The sequence below is a fragment of the Psychrobacillus sp. NPDC096426 genome, from assembly GCF_044762745.1.
Classification (GTDB): Bacteria; Bacillota; Bacilli; order Bacillales_A; family Planococcaceae; genus Psychrobacillus.
In genome coordinates this window covers 51,021-68,640 of record NZ_JBIWEX010000005.1, presented here as the reverse complement: position 1 = coordinate 68,640, position 17,620 = coordinate 51,021, and the positions used below count along the sequence as shown (strand labels likewise).

At 38.9% G+C, this 17,620-nt stretch carries 15 protein-coding genes; 14 read left to right on the top strand and 1 reads right to left on the bottom strand.

Features of this window, described 5'->3' with window-relative positions:
* Positions 1-53 precede the first annotated feature (53 nt).
* The 6 genes from leuB to ACIQYS_RS05875 all read left to right on the top strand — a co-directional run bounded on the left by leuB (position 54) and on the right by ACIQYS_RS05875 (position 5,499).
* Complete coding sequence (gene leuB / locus ACIQYS_RS05900; protein ID WP_402976131.1) at positions 54-1,154, top strand: 3-isopropylmalate dehydrogenase; 1,101 nt, start codon at positions 54-56, stop codon at positions 1,152-1,154.
* Between the two features lie 20 nt (positions 1,155-1,174).
* The gene (leuC, locus tag ACIQYS_RS05895; RefSeq protein ID WP_402976129.1) at positions 1,175-2,590 is read left to right on the top strand and encodes a 3-isopropylmalate dehydratase large subunit; all 1,416 of its coding nucleotides are present in this window, start codon (positions 1,175-1,177) and stop codon (positions 2,588-2,590) included.
* Positions 2,591-2,730: 140 nt separating this feature from the next.
* Positions 2,731-3,312, top strand: coding sequence for a 3-isopropylmalate dehydratase small subunit (gene leuD / locus ACIQYS_RS05890; RefSeq protein ID WP_402976127.1), 582 nt, complete (start codon positions 2,731-2,733; stop codon positions 3,310-3,312).
* A gap of 71 nt (positions 3,313-3,383) precedes the next feature.
* Positions 3,384-4,313, top strand: a complete 930-nt coding sequence (locus ACIQYS_RS05885; RefSeq protein WP_402976125.1) for a threonine/serine dehydratase family protein — start codon at positions 3,384-3,386, stop codon at positions 4,311-4,313.
* Between the two features lie 60 nt (positions 4,314-4,373).
* Positions 4,374-4,523, top strand: a complete 150-nt coding sequence (locus ACIQYS_RS05880; RefSeq protein WP_402976123.1) for a hypothetical protein — start codon at positions 4,374-4,376, stop codon at positions 4,521-4,523.
* A 130-nt stretch (positions 4,524-4,653) separates the two neighbouring features.
* Entirely contained in the window at positions 4,654-5,499 is an 846-nt protein-coding gene (locus tag ACIQYS_RS05875; protein WP_402976121.1) for a VOC family protein, read from the top strand.
* 163 nt (positions 5,500-5,662) lie between these two features.
* Here ACIQYS_RS05875 and ACIQYS_RS05870 read toward each other — a convergent pair whose 3' ends face one another.
* Positions 5,663-6,454 carry an SDR family oxidoreductase gene (locus ACIQYS_RS05870; RefSeq protein ID WP_402976119.1) on the bottom strand — a complete coding sequence of 264 codons (792 nt, stop codon included), beginning with the start codon at positions 6,452-6,454 and terminating at the stop codon, positions 5,663-5,665.
* Positions 6,455-6,599: 145 nt separating this feature from the next.
* On the opposite strand from ACIQYS_RS05870, the gene ACIQYS_RS05865 reads away from it, so the two are divergent.
* The 8 genes from ACIQYS_RS05865 (at position 6,600) to ACIQYS_RS05830 (ending at position 17,526) form a co-directional block, all read left to right on the top strand.
* On the top strand, positions 6,600-8,288 hold the full coding sequence (locus ACIQYS_RS05865) for a methyl-accepting chemotaxis protein (RefSeq protein WP_402976117.1): 1,689 nt from the start codon (positions 6,600-6,602) through the stop codon (positions 8,286-8,288).
* A 274-nt stretch (positions 8,289-8,562) separates the two neighbouring features.
* Positions 8,563-9,057 carry a C40 family peptidase gene (locus tag ACIQYS_RS05860; protein WP_402976113.1) on the top strand — a complete coding sequence of 165 codons (495 nt, stop codon included), beginning with the start codon at positions 8,563-8,565 and terminating at the stop codon, positions 9,055-9,057.
* Positions 9,058-9,241: 184 nt separating this feature from the next.
* A complete protein-coding gene (locus ACIQYS_RS05855) occupies positions 9,242-9,622 on the top strand; it encodes a PilZ domain-containing protein (RefSeq protein WP_402976110.1) in 381 nt (126 codons plus the stop codon).
* A gap of 111 nt (positions 9,623-9,733) precedes the next feature.
* Positions 9,734-10,291, top strand: a complete 558-nt coding sequence (gene hpf / locus ACIQYS_RS05850; protein ID WP_402976108.1) for a ribosome hibernation-promoting factor, HPF/YfiA family — start codon at positions 9,734-9,736, stop codon at positions 10,289-10,291.
* A gap of 633 nt (positions 10,292-10,924) precedes the next feature.
* Complete coding sequence (gene secA, locus ACIQYS_RS05845) at positions 10,925-13,432, top strand: preprotein translocase subunit SecA (protein WP_402976106.1); 2,508 nt, start codon at positions 10,925-10,927, stop codon at positions 13,430-13,432.
* 380 nt (positions 13,433-13,812) lie between these two features.
* Positions 13,813-14,917 (top strand): peptide chain release factor 2 gene (prfB, locus tag ACIQYS_RS05840; RefSeq protein WP_402976104.1). Its coding sequence is split into 2 segments (ribosomal slippage): positions 13,813-13,887 and positions 13,889-14,917, totalling 1,104 coding nucleotides; the frame shifts between segments, so codons are not numbered across the junction.
* A gap of 112 nt (positions 14,918-15,029) precedes the next feature.
* Positions 15,030-16,817 carry a LytS/YhcK type 5TM receptor domain-containing protein gene (locus ACIQYS_RS05835; RefSeq protein ID WP_402976387.1) on the top strand — a complete coding sequence of 596 codons (1,788 nt, stop codon included), beginning with the start codon at positions 15,030-15,032 and terminating at the stop codon, positions 16,815-16,817.
* Positions 16,789-17,526, top strand: a complete 738-nt coding sequence (locus ACIQYS_RS05830) for a LytR/AlgR family response regulator transcription factor (protein WP_402976102.1) — start codon at positions 16,789-16,791, stop codon at positions 17,524-17,526. Before ACIQYS_RS05835 ends, ACIQYS_RS05830 begins: the two co-directional genes overlap by 29 nt.
* The last annotated feature ends 94 nt before the right edge of the window (positions 17,527-17,620 follow it).

Here is a 17,620-nt window from a genome sequence, read left to right as displayed (position 1 = left end):
GACCTAGAGCGGCTGGCGCCTGAAGTCTAGACAAACTAACAGGAGTGAATGAGATGGAAAAAACGATAACAGTATTACCAGGAGATGGAATCGGTCCTGAAGTAACAGGAGCTGCTGTCCAGGTGCTTCAGGCGATTGAAAAACGATATAACCATACCTTTAACTTGCAATACGCTTTGATCGGTGGAGCGGCAATTGATGCTTGCGAAAATCCACTTCCTGAAGAGACGATTAACTTATGTAGCGGAAGTGATGCCATTCTCTTAGGTGCAGTTGGTGGGCCAAAATGGGATCAAAATCCATCTCATTTACGCCCCGAAAAAGGATTACTAGCAATTCGCAAACATTTCGGACTATATGCAAATATTCGTCCAGTAAAAGCGATTCCTGCATTATTAGAAGCATCACCGCTTAAAAAGGAGATCGCAGAATCGGTTGATTTAGTCATCGTTCGTGAATTAACAGGAGGTTTATACTTCGCTGAGCCACGAAAAAAGACAAAGGATTACGCATTGGACTCACTTGTATACACACGTGAAGAAATCGAGCGAATCGTCGATACTGCTTTCCAACTTGCGAGAAGCCGCAGAGGGAAACTTGCTTCTGTAGATAAAGCGAATGTACTAGACTCTAGTAAACTATGGCGTGAAATTGTTGAAGAGAAAAAACAAGGATACCCAGATGTAGAAGTGGAACATATGCTGGTTGATTCGACGGCGATGAAATTGATTACGAAGCCGGATGCATTCGACGTTATTGTCACAGAAAATATGTTCGGTGATATTTTAAGTGATGAAGCTTCTGTTATTACAGGCTCACTAGGAATGCTACCATCAGCAAGTACAAGAGAAGACGGTTTTGGTTTATACGAACCAGTCCACGGATCTGCTCCTGACATCGCGGGACAAAATAAAGCAAACCCAGCAGCGACTATTCTCTCTGCAGCAATGATGTTACGCGAAGCTTTCCAAATGGAAACAGAAGCAGCGGCAATTGAAGAAGCAGTATTTAATGTGCTAAATGATGGTAATTTCACAATTGATTTACAAGTAGAAGGCAAACGCGTTCTTTCGACAACCGAATGGACAGCAAAAGTATTAGAAGAACTAGATTCAGAATTTGTATCTGACAGTATTATGTTTACGTATGTCTAACCAAAAGGAGAGGGACTAAAATGGCAAAAACGATAATTGAGAAAATTTGGGATGAACATGTAGTATATGAGGAAGAAGGGAAACCAGACCTTCTCTATATCGATTTACACTTACTCCATGAAGTGACATCTCCACAAGCTTTTGAAGGGTTACGACTAAACAATCGCAAAGTTCGTCGGCCGGATCTTTGCTATGCAACGATGGATCACAACGTCCCAACTCGTAATAGAGAACAAATTAAAGACGAAATTGCACGTAAGCAAATTAATACACTGCAAGAAAACTGCGAAGAATTCGGAGTTCCACTTGCAAATATGGGCCATCCAGATCAAGGAATCGTCCATATTATCGGTCCAGAGCTAGGTTTAACGCAACCTGGTAAAACGATCGTATGTGGAGATAGCCACACATCTACACATGGTGCATTCGGCGCGATTGCTTTTGGTATTGGTACGAGTGAAGTAGAGCATGTCCTTTCTACTCAAACACTTTGGCAAGCAAAACCGAAAACAATGGAAATTAAAGTTACTGGAGAACTTGGTTACGGAGTTGCAGCAAAAGATATTATTTTAGCGATTATTTCGAAGTTTGGTATCGATATGGGTACTGGATATATTGTGGAGTACACAGGCGAAGCAATTCGCAATCTATCGATGGAAGAACGTATGACAATTTGTAATATGTCCATCGAAGCTGGAGCTCGTGCAGGTTTAATCAGCCCAGATGCAACGACAGTTGAATTTTTAAGAGGTCGCGAACATGTTCCAACTGGTGAAGCTTTTGAAAAAGAAGCAGCTTGTTGGTTGACACTCGCTTCAGACGAAGGAGCAGTTTACGATAAAACAGTTGAAATTTCTGCTGACGAAATCGAACCTTTCGTTACTTGGGGTACAAATCCATCTATGGGTTCAGGTGTTTCAAACAATATCCCACTTACAACAGACTTCACAGAAGCAAGCGACAGATCAGCACATGAAAAAGCACTTACTTATATGGGTCTTGAAGAAGGAATGCCTTTAACGGATATTGCGATTACGAATGTATTTATCGGTTCTTGTACGAATGCCCGCCTAAGCGATTTACGCACTGCAGCAGGCGTAATTGAAGGGCGTAAAGTGCATCCAAGCGTAAAAGCAATTGTTGTTCCAGGATCACAAACCGTGAAAAAACAAGCAGAACAAGAAGGCATCGACCAAATTTTCCTTGATGCGGGATTTGAATGGCGTGAATCTGGCTGCAGTATGTGCCTAGCGATGAATGACGATGTCGTTCCAGCTGGCGAGCATTGTGCATCTACATCCAACCGCAACTTCGAAGGTCGACAAGGTGCAGGATCTAGAACACATTTGATGAGTCCAGCAATGGCAGCCGCCGCCGCAATCGAAGGTCATATTGTAGATATTCGCAAATTTCAACTAGATTCAGTAGGAGTTTGAGACCCCTGCTGAATCTAGTTGAGCCCCCGGCGGATGTCACAGATTTTGTAAAGGAGTTCATCGAACAAGTTCGATGCAAAATCTGGACGCAATTACGCCAAGGCGAAATTGATTTAGTAAACGCGTAAGGAGGAAAAACGATGGAGCCTATTAATGAAATAAAAAGCGTCATTACCCCATTAAATCAAAAAAATGTCGATACAGACCAAATTATTTCAAAGGAATTTCTAAAAAGAATTGAGCGCACAGGATTCGGCAAGTACTTGTTTTACCACTGGCGCTTTGATGCAGAAGGAAATCCAATTCAAGATTTTGTATTAAACGATGATCGCTATAAAAATTCCACTATATTAGTAGCGCATGATAACTTCGGATGTGGATCATCGCGTGAGCACGCTCCGTGGGCAATACTGGATTATGGATTCCGTGTAGTCATCGCTCCGAGTTTCGCCGATATTTTTTATAATAACTGCATGAAAAATGGAATTCTTCCTATTATATTGTCTGTCGACGAAGTGGAAGCGATTTTAAGTAAAGAAGAATATAAAGTAGAAGTAAATCTAGAAAAACAAACGGTAACAGGAGCGGATGGTTCGGTTTATTCATTTGACATCGACCAGTACCAAAAGAAAATGCTTTTAAATGGATGGGATGAAATTTCATTGACTTTCCAATACGAAGATCATATTCAAGCATTTGAAAACAAAAAATTAGCTAAATAGGAGATGGTTTTGTTGGGAATTCATACGACACTGTAGGTTTATTTGAAGCATCAGAAAAAGTAGCGGAGTTCGTGCATCGTACACCGTGTAAAATGTCGACTACATTTAACGCAATGACGGGAAAGAAAGTGTACTTGAAATTGGAGAACCTACAAAAAACGGGTTCATTTAAAATAAGAGGTGCAATGAATAAAGTATCACAGCTATCAGAAGCGGAGTGCGAGAAAGGATTAATAGCTGCTTCTGCAGGAAATCACGCCCAAGGAGTTGCTTATGCTGGAAAAGCACGCAATGTGCCAGTAACCATTTTCATGCCAATTGGAACACCTGAAACGAAAGTAAACGCAACAAAAGGATACGGCGCTATGGTGAAGCTAGTCGGACAAAATTTCGACGAAGCCTATGTTGCAGCAAGAGAAGAACAGCTTCGAACAGGTGCCACATTCATCCATCCCTTCGACGATTTAGCCGTCATCGAAGGTCAGGCAACCGTTGCAATGGAAATGCTGCAGCAAAGTCCCGAAATCGATACAATCGTCGTTCCAGCAGGTGGCGGAGGCTTATTAGCAGGCACCTTACTTGCCGTGAAATCGACTCGTCCAGATATCCGAGTTATTGGCGTTCAATCCGCAAATGCTTCTGCCATTGCGACTGCTTTTAAAGGAAAAAATGGAGGGCTCGTCCCATTCCAAGGCAAAACAATTGCAGAAGGCATTAACGTGAAAGTACCAGGAAAGCTGACAATGAATATCATTCATTCCCTCGTAGACGACATTATCACCGTATCCGAAGCAGAAATTGCAACCGCAATTCTCTTTATGCTCGAACGTGAAAAAACACTTATTGAAGGTGCTGGAGCCGCAGCAGTAGCGGCAGTGTTGAACCACCACATGCCATCCGCATCACGAAATGTAGGAATCATCGTAAGCGGAGGTAACTTCGACATCTGCAAACTAGCAGAATGCCAAAGCATGTCGATCCAAGTTCCATTAGCAAAATAAAGGGTTGTAAGAAACCACTAGCCAAACGAGGCTAGTGGTTTTTGCGTGGAGTGTATCATTGTGATTACGAGGAAAGTTGCGGAGATGGGAGAGAATGTTGCGCGTATGGAATGCAATGTTGCGAGAACGAGAGAGGATGTTGTGAGTAGAGGAAATATTATTACGCCAATCCGTGGGGTTGTACAAATAAGAGGAAATGATACAAGTTAAATAAAAAGATCTTGCGATTCGAAGAAACAAGTCCTGCATTTTCCAAATTAATGAGTTACTAACTTGACTTTATTAAGTAACTAAAATATAATTACTTACGAAAAGTAACTTAAAAAGAGGAGAAACTCAAATGAAATATCAAAATAAACCATATACATTCGTAGAACTAGTAGAACTAAAAGTAATGAACTTAGAAGAATCACTTACGTTTTATCAAGAAGTAGTAGGATTCAAAGTACTTGAAAAACAAGACAACAAAGCCTTACTAACTGCAGATGGAAAAACTGCACTACTTTCCATTGAACAACGATCAGACTTCGAACCAAAAACACAAAAAACAACTGGTCTCTACCATTTCGCATTATTACTTCCTACTCGTGCAGATCTTGGTGCGGTATTAAAACACTTTATCGAAATTAATATCCGCGTTGGAGCAGGAGATCACTTAGTAAGTGAAGCACTATATTTAAATGATCCAGATGGTAACGGCATCGAAATTTATACCGACCGCCCTGATACAGAGTGGAAATGGAACGGTGAACATGTTGCAATGGACACACTTCAAATCGATGCACAAAGTATTTTGGCAGAAGGTGCAAATACCAAATGGACTGGCCTACCAGAAGGCACTGCAATGGGACATATTCATTTACATGTTGCAGACCTATCGGCAGCGGAAAAATTTTATAATGCATTAGGATTTGAAGTTGTAACTCCTTATCCAGGCGCATTGTTTATGGCAACAGGAAAATACCATCACCATATCGGTATGAACACTTGGGCTGGAGTAGGTGCACCAGCAGCAGCGGAAAATATCGTAGGTCTAGAAGCGTATACTTTAGTTTATCCAAGTAATGAAGTATTAAATACTGCAATTGAAAACTTAAAAACAATCGATGCACCACTTACAGAAGAAAATGATATCTACATCACGAAAGATCCATCGCAAAATAAAATCAAATTAATCGTTAAATAAATTGCAAAAACGAGTGTCTCCGAATTCGGAGACACTCGTTTTTAATCGAACAATATCCAATAAATGGCTTAGAACGACTAAACTTTAGACGAACACGACAAAACTCACCTCGAACACGACAAACTACCCCGCGAATGCGATAAACCACTCCGTCCTTCTCCCTCTATAGTGCCTTCAATGTTCCGCCATCTACAACCAAATTTTGACCAGTCATATACGAATTGGCTTCTGAACATAGAAATACAATGATTTTCGCAAATTCTTCTGGTTCGCCGTATCTTCCAACTGGAATCACTTTTTCAAATCCTTCTTTAATTTCGTCAATCGACAAATTTTGCTTTTGAGCAGCAATTTGGTCGAGTTCTGTCACGCGATCTGTTTGAATTCGACCAGGTCCGACTGTATTTATCAATATATTTCGGTTTCCATACTCGCGAGCGATACTTTTTGATAGACCGACCATCCCTAAACGGAATGTATTCGACAAGATTAGACCGTCTAATACCTCTTTTGTAGAAGAAGAAGAAATGTTGACGATTCGTCCGAAATTTTGTTCTTTCATGTATGGGAGTGCTAATCGAATCGAGCGGATGTAGCTTAATAGATTTTTCTCAAATGCTCCTTGCCAATCTTCATCAGATACTTGTGCAAACCCACCAGGTGTAGGGCCGCCTGCATTGTTGACGAGAATATCGACTCCGCCAAATTTAGCGATTGCTGTTTCGAAAAGTCGGTCTATGTCGCTTTCTTTTGTCACATCACATACAGAAAAATAGACATGCTCATTGTTGCTTACTGCTTTTATTTCCTCGGCAGTTTGCTTCAACTCTTCTTCGTTTCTACTTGATATGAGAACTTTAGCGCCTTCTTTTGCAAACTGGAGGGCTGTTGCTTTTCCGAGACCTTTACTCGATGCTGTTACGATCACGCGTTTATGTTGTAAACCTAAATCCATAGTCAACTTCCTTTCACTTATATATAGCTCTATCGTACACGGAATGTTCTGATTTGTCTTTGTAAAGTTAATGTTAAGTTTAAAAAAACGCACTCTTTTTTTCGAGGATATATGCTATATTTCCTGGTAGGAGGTCTCAATACCTATGAAAAAATGGTCTAGCATTCCACTGAGAACGAAGTATTTAATTGCAATTTTTAGTTCTTTTCTCTTATTCGGTGTTATGACTGTGTTATTAATTGTTCAAGTGATCCACAATCAAAATCTATCGGATAAATTAGAGATATCATCAGAAAATGTCGAGAACGCAGATATTATGCGGGCAGAGATAGCTAGTTTATACATATCAATTTCCCTTTTTGCGGGCGATCCATTAGAGGAATTCGACAAAGATTATGAAATAAAGAAAACAAATTTGGCCCAGCTAGTACCAACTGTGAGTTCGCGAATGGCACATATAGATTGGGATACGTTCACACAAACATTAAATAGCATCCAAACAACTTATGAAAACAATCTAAAAAAATCAGTTGTCAATAAAGAAAATGTCTCCAAACGCCGCCAACTTCAATCGATTAACGAAAAATATAATGTATTAATAGAAATGCTCAATGCTACTCGAGAGCAAGAGACGAATAATCGACAACTTATCATAGATGAGATGAAAGCTAGCCAACAAAATACGATTGTAATAGTGGTTGCTTCATTCTTAATAGCTGGGTTGTTCTCCCTCATTTTATTGTTACTGACAAATCGCCAAATTAGAAATCAATTAACGAATGTTGCATCATCTGCAAAAGAAATTTCAAAAGGAAATCTACTTGTAAAACCGATACATATTTCGACAAAGGATGAAATTGGCGAAGTATCCATTGCTATGAATGAAATGAAAAACAATTTAACCGACATGGTTCAAATGATTAAACTAACTGCAGAAAAGTTAAGTATAGATAGTACTACATTAAAAGCGTACTCTGCCGAAACGGTTGCAAGCTCCAATTCTGTACAAATGGCTATCAATGAAGCTAGCGTAAGTATGATCGAGCAAAAAGATGCGTCTGTTGGAATTCGAGCATTTCTAGAGGAATTTTCACGAACGTTTGAGAGTGTATCCGAAAAGGCAGTTGCATTAAATAATCACGCATCAGTTGCGGTGGAAGTTGCAGATGCAAGTGCAGATGCGATGAAAAAAGCGGCGGCTGAAGCGGCACATTTGCGATCTTTATTTAAAGCAGCAGATAAAGAAAGAAAATTATTACAAGAGCGTACAGAAGAAATAGCAAGAATGACATCTATTGTACAATCAATCGCTAAACAAACAAATTTACTTGCGTTAAACGCAGGTATCGAAGCCGCAAGATCAGGTGTGCACGGAAAAGGGTTTGCGGTCGTTGCAGAGGAAGTAAAAAAACTGGCAGATGAAGTATCGGTCACTGCAAATACGATCAACAACATTTCTACATCTATTTCACATCAAGGGCATGAAATGGAAATCGTTTTTGCTGAAGGGCTTTCTACTTCCAAAAATAATGCATCATCCTTCCAGTTACTACATGAAAAATTTGATACAATTGTTTCGTTTATTCGAGAGTCCAAAAATCAAAATGATCATATGACAGATTCTATTATGACAATAGAACAAGAAAAGAATATGTCCGAAAAACTAATTTTTGAGCTAACGGAATCCATCGAATCTAATACAACCCAAATGGAACAGACGGTGGAATTACTTGTAGCAAATGTACAAACAATTGAATCATTATCAGCGTTAATAAGTGATATTAGCGATCAAGCAACTATTCTAGAAGCATCAACTGCACGTTTCGTAATTTAAAAATAGGACACTACTTGCTCATTCTTAAGCAAGAAGTGTCCTATTTTTTGTTTACTCTTACGTACTGAAGAAGCGTCGCCTATACTTTGACGCGTTAAGTTTTGGAATAAAAATGAAGCCGACAACATGATGCACTAAAATGGTACCCGCTTTTTCTATTCTCGACGCTTTTGTAATGTAATTGTTACACAATTGTAAAATTAGAAGGTTCTAAATCATGGTAAGATGAATACAAGAAAATTTTCTGAATACTTTAGCCGCTTGGAGGATCACAATGAATTTCAAATCTATGTCGCAAAAAGTCATTGCTATATGCATCTTATCTATAATTTTAGTTACAGCGCCATTCGCTGGAAATACTGAAGCAGCAAGTTCAGTAGACTCAAAAGAATTAGTAGCAACAGCTAAAAACTTAATAGGGACTAAGTATCGCAGCGGTGGAACTACGAAAGCAGGATTTGATTGTTCAGGATTTGTAGGATATGTATACGAAGGGCTAGGGATTAGTTTACCTCGCAGTTCATCAGGTATGCATGCAACAGGTTCGAATGTGGAAAAGGCTGATTTAATATCAGGAGATTTGGTTTTCTTCAATACATCGGGTAAAGGTGTTTCACATGTTGGTATATACATAGGCGACGGTAAGTTTATCCATTCATCGACTTCCAAAGGCGTGAAAATTGATAAATTGAACGATCCAAATTATTGGGGAAAACGCTATGTTGGAGCTAAACGAGTGACGGATGTAACAGTAGCCATGAACAAATAAACATATACATGAACGCTCTATCGTATAATTTACGGTAGGGCGTTTTTAACATAACTCAGCAGCAGAGACCCCACTTCGCTGCGTAACGCGGGCAAAAGCGCTATACCTAAAAAGTAATTGAAATAAATGATGTACTTCGGCATAATGGAGTAAAAACGACTCATAGTAAAGAGGAGATAAAAAAATGCACTATAAAAGAAAAGAATCCTTCCGCTATACCTATACTGAACCATGCAAAGCAACTTTTCGATTAATAAAAGATGCAGTTGGACTTACAGAACCAGAAAAATCGAAAAAGGGAAGTTGCGATATTATCGATATAAGTCCACATGGTTTGAAAATTTTTACCGAGTTTTCCATTGCAATCGAAAAACATATTCATGTAGAACTAAATTTTACAATAGACGAATCACCGATTGATCTGATTGGCGAATTTGTCTGGTCCCATCGGAAAATTAATGGATATGAGTATGGTATTAACTTCCCCGAGGATACTTATACTGAGCAATTAATTGTAAATGAATTAAAAAATCTTCGCAAAAAATCGATGAACATAAAAAAGTAAAGATTATTACATCATTCGACAAAAAATAAATAAAATCTTAAAAGTAAGAAGGATATTTCGGGTGGGATGTTGAATCCTATATGTAGAGTTAAATTTAAAGGAGGAGTTTTCATGCTAAACTTTAACATTCGTGGGGAAAATATTGAGGTAACTCCTGCAATTCGAGAACATGTTGAAGGGAAAATTGAGAAAGTAGACCGTTACTTCAACGAAGAAATCGAAGCGACAGCTAATGTCAATCTAAAGGTGTATAATGACAAGCAAACGAAAGTAGAAGTAACGATTCCTATGAAAAATTTAACACTACGAGCAGAAGAACGCCATTCAGATATGTATGCTGCAGTAGATCTCATCGTAGACAAGCTAGAACGACAAATACGTAAATATAAAACAAAAGTGAATCGTAAATTCCGTGAACGAGAAGGCGTAGCTACTTTTTTTGCCACAGTGGAAGCATCAGACGCACCAGTAGAGCAGTCGGACGATGAAGCTTATAATATCGTACGTACAAAACAATTCGATCTAAAACCAATGGATCAAGAAGAAGCAGTATTACAAATGAATATGCTTGGGCATAATTTCTTCATCTTCACTGATGCAGAATCCAATGGCACAAACATCGTCTACAAACGAAAAGACGGTAAATACGGCCTAATCGAAACAAACTAACTAAACCAACTCTCCTCAAAATTGAGGGGAGTTTTTTTACGATTTCGGATATATAATAACTTTCTCCAATGAATGTAAGGTTAGCCACTATTTTATAAAGATAATGCGCACTAAAAAGCTGGATTAAGCGTCCGCCCTGATTTCCGCTCCAGGCGGACGCTTTCGCGGGCATGGCTTCAGCCGCTTCCCTCGCTATGCTCAGTCCAGTGTCTTCAGCTCATGCACCTGATGCTTAGCTTTCGGTGCAAAAAAAACATCTGTTATTCCCGCTGGAGTTGCCGCCTTCCGCTTCAATCAATGGTAATTTCTTGCTAATTTGGCGTCTGTATTAATCAGAGGTTTAAATGGAAGGGCGCGACTCCTGCCGGATGAGTGAGAAGATGAGACATCGCAGGCGAACGCGTAGCGTCGGCGATGGCTCATCGCTCACCCGGCGGAAAGCGTCCGCCCAGCAGCGGAAATCCTAGCGGTAACTTCTTTAGGATACACATTATTTCTATTTAAGCGAGCTTCAAAAAAACGAAATGCACAACAATTTTAACTTGGAGATTTTCAATTGTAAATTTGCTTATTTGCGTGAGATTCTATCGAATGGTAAAATGGGGAGTAAGACTAAATGGGAAGTGAAAATAGATGCTTGGTGTATTAAATAAAGTATTCGATTTAAATAAACGTGAAATAAAACGATTAGAAAAAATTGCGGATCAAGTTGAAGCACTAGCTAGCGAAATGGACGCAAAATCAGATGAACAATTAACTGCAAAAACGGAAGAATTCCGTGCTCGTTATGCAAAAGGAGAAACATTGGACCAGTTGCTACCAGAAGCATTTGCGGTTGTACGTGAAGCGGCTAAGCGCGTACTTGGTATGTACCCTTTCCGCGTACAAATTATGGGGGCAGCAGCACTTCATGAAGGTAATATTGCAGAAATGAAAACAGGGGAAGGGAAAACCCTAACTTCAACGATGTCTGTATATTTAAATGCGATCCCAGCACTTGGAGCACATGTAGTAACGGTCAACGAATATTTATCTAGCCGTGATGCTGCAGAAATGGGACAACTATATAATTTCTTAGGTTTATCTGTCGGCCTCAATTTAAATTCATTGTCAAAAGAAGAAAAACGTGAAGCATATGCAGCGGATATTACGTATTCGACTAATAATGAGCTTGGTTTCGATTATTTGCGTGATAATATGGTGTTGTACAAAGAAGACAAAGTGCAACGTCCGCTTCATTATGCAGTAATTGATGAAGTTGACTCCATTTTAATCGATGAAGCAAGAACGCCATTAATTATTTCAGGGCAAGCAAATAAAGCAGCATTATTGTACAAACAAGCAAACGCTTTTGTTCGGACACTTAACATAGAAACAGACTATTCGTATGAAGAATCTACAAAAGGTGTTACGTTAACAGATGTTGGGGTAGAAAAAGTAGAAAAAGCTTTTAATATTGATAACTTGTTCGATTTGACACATGTTCGCTTAAATCATGCGATCAATCAATCATTGAAAGCACATGCATCGATGCATTTAGATGTGGACTATGTTGTACAAGACGGTGACGTGGTTATCGTTGACTCGTTCACTGGTCGTTTGATGAAAGGCCGTCGCTATAGTGATGGATTGCACCAAGCGATTGAGGCAAAAGAAGGATTAGAAATTCAAAATGAATCAATGACAATGGCAACGATTACGTTCCAAAACTTTTTCCGTATGTATGATAAATTATCCGGTATGACTGGTACCGCAAAAACAGAGGAGGAAGAGTTCCGTAATATTTATAATATGAATGTTATTGCGATTCCAACAAACCGTATGATTGCTAGGGATGACCGTGCAGATTTAATCTATGCTTCTATGAACGGAAAGTTTGAAGCAGTTGCGGCAGATATTGCAGAACGAAACAAAAATGGTCAGCCCGTATTAATCGGTACCGTTGCAATTGAAACGTCTGAAATTATTTCCAAATTGTTAACAAAACATGGCATTCAGCATAATGTATTAAATGCGAAAAATCATGAACACGAAGCGGAAATTATTGCGACTGCAGGACATTTAGGTTCTGTGACAATTGCGACTAACATGGCTGGTCGTGGTACTGATATTAAACTTGGTGAAGGTGTTTTAGAAGTTGGCGGTTTAGCAGTAATTGGTACAGAGCGCCATGAATCACGCCGTATTGATAATCAGCTACGTGGACGTGCTGGTCGTCAAGGAGATCCTGGGGTGACACAATTCTATCTTTCGATGGAAGATGAGTTAATGCGTCGTTTTGGTTCAGACAATATGCGTAATATGATGGCAAAACTCGGAATGGACGATTCGCAACCAATTCAATCGAAAATGGTTTCTCGTGCAGTAGAATCTGCGCAAAAACGTGTAGAGGGGAATAACTTCGACTCACGTAAACGCCTATTACAATACGATGATGTTTTACGTCAACAACGTGAAATTATTTATAAAGAACGTAATGAAGTGCTCGAAACTGAAAACATGCGTGCACTTGTAGAATCGATGATATTTGGCGCAATCGAGCGTTTCGTAGGATCTTATACTGCTTCAGACAACAAAGCGGAGTGGAGTTTAAAAGGAATTGAAGACTACGTACAAGCTAATTTATTGCCAGAAGGTATCATAACTCAGAAAGATTTGGAAAACTTATCTTCAGAAGAAATCATCGAAAAATTAAAAGAAGAAGTAATTCGCTTCTATGATGCAAAAGAGGAAGAAATGACGCCAGAACGCATGCGTGAATTTGAGAAAGTCGTGTTACTTCGTTCAATTGACTCTAAATGGATTGACCATATCGATGCAATGGATCAGCTACGTCAAGGTATTCATTTACGTGCATATGGACAAAACGACCCACTTCGTGAATATCAAAGCGAAGGATTCGCCATGTTCGAGGCGATGGTAGATGCCATCCAAGAAGATGTTGCTAAATATGCCATGAAAGCAGAAATCAGAAACAATCTAGAACGCGAAGAAGTAGCGAAAGGGCAAGCGGTAAATCCAAAAGAAGAAGGATCAGCTGTCAAGAAAAAGCCAGTCCGCAATGATGCAGTAGTAGGCCGTAATGACTTATGCCCATGTGGAAGTGGAAAGAAATTCAAAAATTGTCACGGAACAGTGTGATACCGAAAAGCGGAAGCGCCTATGACTGCCCAGACAGGCAAATGGGGATGGGGTAGGTCTGCCAAGTGCGCCACATCGTGTGGCAAGGCAGACATAACCCGCATCGTGCGAGCCAAGGAGGCAGTTCCTAAGGCCACCACAAGCGATTTTGTTTGCGACGGGCTTTGCGCAGGAGCAGCTATTCCACATTTGACCCCGAGGGGCAGCGCTCTTCTGCGACGAGCTGTGCGCAGGAGCAAGGCGCTAGAGCTAGCCATTAACTGAATAGAAAATTGATATTGTTTTATCTGGATAGAATGGTTAGCATCTGGAGTTAGACACACTTATAGAAAGTCATCTATAAGTCGATGGAATTTAAGAAAGTCGGAGGAATTAACAATATGGTAGAAATAGCAGTAGTAAGAAACGAATTGGATAGAACAGCGGGAAAATTAGAAGACTTTAGGGGGTCTCTTTGACTTAGAAAACAAAGAGGTTCGTATTCAAGAATTAGAAGAAATGATGACATTTCCAGACTTCTGGGACGATGCACAGGCTGCCCAAAAAGTAATTAACGAAATGAATGCACTGAAAGCTATTGTAGAACAATACAATGATCTAGTATCTACACAAGAAAACTTAGAGATGACACTTGAACTTCTTAAAGAAGAGCCAGATGAGGAATTACAAGAAGAACTTGGCTCAGAACTGAAAGAGTTCACAAGTGCACTCGGTGACTTCGAGTTACAGTTGCTTTTGAGTGAGGAATACGACAAGCATAACGCGATTTTGGAACTGCACCCTGGTGCGGGTGGGACCGAATCACAAGACTGGGGTTCCATTTTACTTCGTATGTATCAACGTTGGGCTGATAAGCATGGATTTAAAGTCGAAACGCTCGATTATTTACCTGGTGATGAAGCTGGGATTAAATCGGTCACATTGCTTATAAAAGGACATAATGCGTACGGTTATTTGAAAGCAGAAAAAGGTGTACACCGCCTTGTACGTATTTCTCCTTTCGATTCATCAGGTCGCCGCCATACATCTTTTGTTTCTTGTGATGTTATGCCGGAATTCAATGATGAGATTGAGATTGAAATTCGTACAGAAGACTTGAAAATTGACACATACCGTGCAACAGGTGCTGGTGGTCAGCATATTAATACGACCGATTCAGCAGTTCGTATTACACACATTCCGACGAATACGATTGTTACTTGCCAAACCGAACGTTCACAGATTAAAAACCGTGAGCATGCGATGAAATTATTGAAATCGAAATTGTACCAATTGAAAATCGAAGAACAAGAAGCGCAGCTTGCTGCAATCCGTGGTGAACAAAAAGAAATCGGATGGGGAAGCCAAATCCGATCTTATGTTTTCCACCCATATTCGATGGTAAAAGATCATCGAACAAATGAGGAGAGCGGAAATGTTCATGCAGTAGTTGATGGTGAACTAGATTCATTCATCCACGCATTCTTACGTTCACGAATAAATTAATAGATTAAAGTTACCCTAATGTTATGTTTATGTAACATTAGGGTTTTTTTATATTCTCACTTCAAGTATCATGAAGATGTGAGAATATTAGAAAATAGAGGAGATACCAATGATCTTAGTTTTAGCTACATTAATGATAGAAAAAGTAGGGATAATCGTCATTGTTGCTTTTTTACTCTCGCAACTGAAATCATTTCAGCAAATTATTCAAAATGAACATAAGAATAGCGAAAAAATAATACTTATCTTACTTTTTGGTACCCTCGGAATTATTAGTAACTATACAGGAGTCGAAATTCAGCACGGGACTATTGTTAATAGTGGATGGCTAGTAGGAATTGATCCGGATAATGCAATTGCTAATACAAGAGTAATGGGCGTCGTAATCGGTGGAATACTAGGGGGACCAGTCGTGGGTTTAGGCGCTGGTTTAATCGCTGGTATTCACCGATACTCTCTTGGAGGCTTTACAGCATTTGCTTGTTCTATGGCTGTTGTCGTAGCTGGTATTATTTCGGGATATTTTTCTCGAAGACAAATAAACTTCGGAAAGAAAATTACACCGATCAAAGCGGCTATTTTAGGAATGACATTAGAAGCTGTTCAAATGCTTATCATATTAATATTAAGTAAGCCTTTTGATGAGGCTTGGATACTTGTCCAAGTTATTGGTATTCCGATGATCTTAGTGAACGGCTTAGGAATGTTTCTTTTTATGTATATTATTCGTTCGATTATTCGTGATGAAGAACGTGCACGGGCAAACCAAACGAGCAAAGCTTTTTATATTGCCGATCAAACATTGCCTTTCTTTCGACAAGGCTTAAATACAAGTTCATGCAAAGAGATTGCAGAAATCATGTTGAGATTAACAGATGCAGATGCGGTTGCAATAACAGATGACCGACAAGTGTTAGCGCATGTTGGGGCAGCATCAGATCATCATATTCCAGGTGGACATTTTATAACTGGTTTAACGAAAAAAGTATTAAAAAACGGCGAAATTGCAGTAGCAAAATTAAAAGAAGAAATTTATTGTTCGGAGAGTAATTGCTCGTTGGAAGCAGCAATCGTTTTACCTTTAAAGATGCAAAATAAAACAGCAGGTACATTAAAAATGTACTTTATTCAACCGAGCAAACTGGATGATATTCAGCAGCAACTAGCAGAAGGACTCGCCAATCTATTTTCAACACAATTAGAGTTAGCAGAAGCCGAAAGACAAACAAAATTATTAAAAGATGCAGAAATTAAAGCACTACAATCCCAAATTCATCCGCATTTCTTATTTAATAGTCTTAACTCTATTTCTATTTTATGTCGCACTGATGCCGGGAAAGCACGGAAATTATTGTTAGAGTTAAGTGCATTTCTGCGAGGGAATATGCAAGGGGCTAGGCAGATGCTCATTCCATTAGAAAAAGAATTAGAAAATGTGAAATCCTATTTATCATTAGTGCAAACACGATTTCCGGACAAATATCAAATTGATTTTCAAATAGAACCAGGTATTGAAAAAGTATTGCTTCCTCCATTTACATTGCAACCACTCGTGGAAAATGCGATTAATTATGCTTTTACAAATTTAGAAGGAATAGGAAGGATATCGATTGAAATTTTCACAGTGAATAATAATCTGCAAATTGTTGTAGAGGATAGTGGAAAAGGAATTCCTATAAATAAATTGGCGTCATTAGGTAAACAAACGATAATTTCTAAAAAAGGAACTGGCACTGCAATTTATAATATTAGTAAACGTTTAATAGGAATTTATAATGGTCAAGCAAGTTTAGAGATTACAAGCGAAATGAATAGAGGAACGACTATTACTATCTCTATTCCGCTTGATAGTAAAGGAGTATTACATCAACATGTTGAAAGCGTTTATAGTGGAAGATGAACGATTAGCAAGGGACGAATTAAAATATTTGCTCATGGAAAGTGGACAAATTGAAATAGTTGGCGAAGCAGATAGTCTTGTATATGCTGTCAAAGATATTTCAATACTAAAACCAGACCTTGTTTTTTTAGATATCGATTTGGATGGAGATAATGGACTAGATTTAGCTAAGCAATTGCTTATGCTAAAGCCGACTCCAGCTATTGTTTTTGCAACAGCATATGATGAGTATGCCTTACAGGCTTTCGAGTTAAATGCAATCGACTATATTTTAAAGCCTTTTGACGAAGAGCGTATTCGTCAAACATTAGAGAAAATTATACAAATGGGGAAAATAGGAAGTGAAAAAATCACTTTCTCTCCTTCCATGAAAAAAGCTAGTACAGATAAAATCGCCGTCCTTGTGGATGAGCGAATTATATTACTTGAAAACGACTCTATCATTTATTTAGAATCTTTTGAAGGAAAGTGCAAGTTTAAGACAATGACGGATGAATACATTGTTAGTGATTCTCTCGTTGTCTTTGAAAAAAAACTACAGCCAACGCAATTTATGCGAGTTCATCGTAGTTTTATCGTTAATCTGGATCATATCGTTGAAATTCATCCGTGGTTCAATTCAACTTATAATTTAGTTTTGAAAGACAAATCAAAAATTCCGGTAAGCCGCACCTACTTAAAAGAATTTAAATTGCACGTTGGTTTTTAATGCAATTGTATTTCATTTCTGTATATTTGCATTTCATCTTCGAATTTATGTAATTCAACTATAAATGGAATTTATTATACTAGTATTTAGTATG